The 2,948-nt window shown below is 54.3% G+C and carries 2 protein-coding genes; both read left to right on the top strand.

Annotated elements, in window-relative coordinates; translation table 11 throughout:
• Nucleotides 1-194: hypothetical protein (locus tag ACS8YF_RS19430; protein ID WP_440851744.1), on the top strand; the 194-nt coding region annotated here is incomplete at its 5' end.
• 476 nt (nucleotides 195-670) lie between these two features.
• Nucleotides 671-2,875 (top strand): TonB-dependent receptor, encoded by a 2,205-nt coding sequence (locus tag ACS8YF_RS19435; protein ID WP_440851745.1) that lies wholly within the window; start codon nucleotides 671-673, stop codon nucleotides 2,873-2,875.
• Nucleotides 2,876-2,948 lie beyond the last annotated feature (73 nt).

Consider the following 2,948-nt stretch of genomic DNA (forward strand, 5'->3'; position numbering starts at 1 on the left):
GCATCGGTTCGGCTCCTATTCACTCTCCACTGCTGACTATTGTCCCGAGATTTGTCGGGTTTTTCAGCAGCGCCCTAAACTTGCTGTTATCAGAAAAGGAAGAGTCGCCCCGCCCGGTACGGCTGCCGACAATCGTTTACGCACTTCACGGGCAAATACATCAGCCGTTCGCAGTGTTTGAAGGATTCGCGTGACGCTGTTGATTTTATATTTTAAATCTATATGAAAGCGTGTTTTTACGTAAAATTTTTATCAATGCATTAAGTGTTAACGTTTAATAGATATCCGTATTAATTTAATAATTTATTCTGGATACAATGACATATCAGTTAGTTTGCCGTGCGATTTCTTGTATTTTACATTCAGCCGGTGAAATATTCGGTTCATAAAAAGACGGTTTTTTTCACACAGTGTCTTCCGCAGCAGTATTGATGGCTGCGGACGTGCCCTGCACCTTGCCGAGCGCGAGTTCCACCCTTTGCCGGCCTGGCCGGGAAGTGCCTAAGCGCTACCAGGCGATTTTCACATCAAGAGCTGCATTGCGACACGTTGATGCAATAAAACTCCGCTAGCGTCTTGTCGCAATCTCGAGCCTCGGGGGATCGAGATATTCCGACCAGTGTGGAGGACTGCCCTCCGCGTCACAGCCAAGGGAGGCTATTGGGGTTCCATGTTATTCAACAAGCAAGTACGGCCGGCATTGCCGCTGTTACTGGCCGGCGGCGTTCTGGTGGCGTCCGCGGCCATGGCGGCGACGACCGATGCCAGCACGAACAAAGGCCAGGGCGGCGACACAACCGTAGCTACCCCGGCACCCGCTGCGGCCGCGCCTGCGGCCGCAGCGCCGGCGTCCAGGCGCATGACCGTCAGCACCACGACGCTGGATCAAATTTCGGTGACGGGGCAGGCGGATTACCTGAAGCTTTTGACGGGTCAGGCGCAGGTGCCCGACGCCACACGCACGATTACCACGGTTACGCAGGCACAGATTCAGGATGCGACGTCACCGGTACAGGATTTCGCGGCGGCGCTGACCAACCAGCCCAACTTCTTCCGTTCGCATACCGGGTCCAACGACAGCGGCAGCAAATTTCGTCTTCGCGGCTTCGACCAGAAGCACCTCGGTCTGCTGATCGACGGCATCCCGGTCAACTCGTCGGACGACGGCTCGGTCTATACCAACGATATCACGAACAACTACGCGATCAGCAGCATCGATGTCATGCCGGGCGCGGGTTCGGCGTCGACGATCGGGCTGAGCAATTTCGGGGGAACCATTGCGATTCACAGCAAGGACCCGCAGCCGAATTTCTATGTACAGCCGTACCTGGGCGTCGGTTCATTTCATGCCAAGCAATACGGTGCGCAGATCAACACCGGGTCGTTCCTCAACGACAGCACGTCGGCCATCCTGAGTCTTTCTGCGCGCGACGGCGACGGCTACTACGACCATACGAACACCAAATATCGCAACGACGCGACGTTCAAGGCAATCAGCAAACTGCCACTCGGCAAGCTTACGCTGTATTTCCACAGCACCGACCAGAGCTACAACTACTATCGCGGCATCACCGATGCCGAGAAGGCGCAGTACGGCAAGCGCTACAATGGCTACAATGAGAATCAAAGCTCGATTTACTACTACGGATATAATTACAACAAATTCTATGACAATAGAACGTACGCCAAGTACGAGATCAATCGCGGAAAATTTCACGTATCCAACCAGCTGTATTATTACTACGCCTGGGGGTATGGCGCGTCGGCGACGTCGAAAAATAACAATAAGGATCTGTACCAGGTCAAGAGCCGCCATAACGAACATCGTATCGGCAACATCTTTCGTTTCGCCTACGATACGAAATACGCGACTTTCCGTACCGGGGTCTACTGGAGCTATCAGGACACACTCCACCTGAGTGATCGCTACGCAATCAATGGTGGCCCTAATATCGGGCCGGCTTACAGCGAAACCGTGAAGAACAGCACGGAACAACCCTACGTCGAAGTCGAAATCCGTCCGTTCAAGCACTTCACCATCACTCCGGGCCTGAAGTACGCGCGGATCGATCGTGATTTCAACAATAACCTGTACGGCGAGCACAGTTCGGTTTCCTACAATCGGTTGTTGCCCTCTCTCGGCTTGAACTACAAGCTTCTGGAGGGCTGGAATCTGTACGCGAATTACACGCGCTCGTTCAAGCCGCCGGGGTACAACCAGTTCTACTCCGGTCGCTTCAATATAAATCTGACGCCTGAAGAGTCGGACAGCTACGAAGTGGGCACGATCTGGGACAAGGGTCCATGGAGCGGTCGTGTGACGTTGTTCGAGACTCACTATCTGAGCTATATCCGATCCAAGAGCTTCCAGGAGCCGAACGGTTCCGGCACGTTCTCGCAACTCGTTAATGCCGGCGGGCGGGTCAATCAGGGGGTGGAACTCGAAAACAGCTATGCCTTCAACAGCTGGTTGTCCGGTTTCGCCAACGTGGGTTACCTGAACGCTTACTACAGCGATCATGCGCAGCCGCCGGTGCAGTCGCCGCGGAACACGGATGCGCTGGGTCTGCGGGTGAAATACAACGGCTGGTCGGGCGGTGTCTCAGCGGATTATACGTCGGCTTACTACGTCGGTCTGTACGACAACCAGTACTACAAGATATCCAGCCACGTAGGTACGAAGGCCTATGCGAAATACGACGTTCCCGACGCCATGGTCAAGAACATGGGCGTCAAAAAGATGTCGTTTTCGGTCAATCTCGACAATCTTCTCAACGACCAGTACGTCACCGACGCCGGCCACGGCCCGGCCAATCCGCGCAAGAAGTATGCGGAGCCGTTCAACGTCTTCGCGGGGATGTATGTTCGTTTCTAGGAGTCTGTCGGACTCAAGGCCGGCCTGGGATATCCTGATAAAATAGCGCAAACCAACGCTCACATTCCCGGGG

This window comes from Salinisphaera sp. SWV1, assembly GCF_052044155.1.
Classification (GTDB): Bacteria; Pseudomonadota; Gammaproteobacteria; order Nevskiales; family Salinisphaeraceae; genus Salinisphaera.

Bases quoted from the DNA above. Each gene is read 5' to 3' on its own strand.
- ACS8YF_RS19435 (WP_440851745.1), top strand. From the start codon at position 671: ATGTTATTCAACAAGCAAGTACGGCCGGCATTGCCGCTGTTACTGGCC.